Annotated in this window: 2 protein-coding genes; both read right to left on the bottom strand. The window is 32.7% G+C overall.

Annotated features, from left to right (window positions below):
* Window positions 1–51: 51 nt before the first annotated feature.
* Window positions 52–954 (bottom strand): IS3 family transposase, encoded by a 903-nt coding sequence (locus Q1A01_RS23510; protein ID WP_299685990.1) that lies wholly within the window; start codon window positions 952–954, stop codon window positions 52–54.
* A complete protein-coding gene (locus Q1A01_RS23505) occupies window positions 918–1352 on the bottom strand; it encodes a hypothetical protein (RefSeq protein ID WP_299685987.1) in 435 nt (144 codons plus the stop codon). The genes Q1A01_RS23510 and Q1A01_RS23505 overlap by 37 nt, the downstream gene beginning before the upstream one ends.
* Window positions 1353–1393 lie beyond the last annotated feature (41 nt).

Genomic DNA, 1393 nt, shown 5'->3' with positions numbered 1-1393 from the left:
TGTCTAGTCCTAACTAATCGATACAGATTATTAATGGATTAAATTTATTAATTAAAGCTGAACAATGATATCATTGTTCAGCTTTTTTGATTTATACTGTTTCCTTTTTAGGATTTGTTGTTTGTGCATTTGTATTGGAGTTAGCATATAATTAGATAAATGTGGCCTTCTATTGTTGTAAATAGTTATTGCATTTTTAATGAGTTCTTTCTTTAAATCTAGATTCTTTATATTTTTTGCTATATCGAACTCTTGCTTTAATATTCCATTTATTCTCTCTGCAATTGCATTTTCATACGGATCGTACTTTTCTGTCATGCTAGATTGTACACCATTATCTTTGAGGAGTTTTTGATATTCATTAGCGCAATATTGTAAGCCTCTGTCTGAATGATGTATTAATGGTCTTTCCTTATACACTCTATTTTTTATAGCCATATTTAAGGCTCTTAAAGCACCATCCAGTGATAAACTATTAGATACATCATATCCTACTATTTTCTTAGAATAGGCATCTGTAACTAAGGCTAGGTATGATGGATTGATTCTAGTTCCAACATAAGTTATATCGCTTACCCATACAGATTCTGGATTTTCTATTTCTATAGTACTCACAAGGTTCTTATGCTTTTTAAAACGGTGATGAGAGTCTGTTGTAATATGATAACTTCGCTTTGGTTTTATCAGCATATGGTTAGCGCGTAATATTCTAAAAAGTCTATCTCTACCCACATTTAATACCGATAGTTTGTCTTTAAGTATATGATACAATTTTCGTGTTCCTAACTTAGGCATAGAACTTCGTATGGTGTTAACTAATACAATCACCTTTTGAGCGATTGACTGTTTATAGGCTCTTGATTTAATAGATCTGTAGTAAACCTGTCTGTTCACCCCGAGTAAATCACAGGTAGAAACTAAGGTTTCTTTGTGTTCTTCTTTAAAGTGGTCGATAACTCGGGTTTGTAATTTTTTCTAATCTGGATGTCATATTCCTTTTCAGCCATATCAACAAGCATATCAAATATGATGACCTTCTTATCTGCTCGTTCGGCAAGATGTTCTGCTCTAGCCTTTTGCTTTTCTAACAGTTTAACTTTAGCCTCTAGTTCTAATATTTTCTGCTCGGGAGTTTTTGACATAATTCTAGGAGATTGATTCTCCCAATCAAAAGTACCATATTTTTGCAACCATTTAGAGACTGTAGAATCCCCTTGAATACCATACTTGAGCTTTGCCTGTGTTTTTGACAACAAACCTAATTCTACTTCTTCAACTAATTGAAGCTTAAAAGAGAGGGAGTAATCTTTTTGAGTGCGTTTGACAATTCCTGTGTTTACTGATGTTTTCATTACACTAAAGTTTTAGTGTATCGATATTTCAGGACGAGACA

The organism is uncultured Dokdonia sp. (assembly GCF_947492815.1).
Taxonomy (GTDB): domain Bacteria; phylum Bacteroidota; class Bacteroidia; order Flavobacteriales; family Flavobacteriaceae; genus Dokdonia.
Note: the sequence above shows the minus strand (reverse complement) of the source record. Positions and strands in the feature narration are given on the sequence as shown.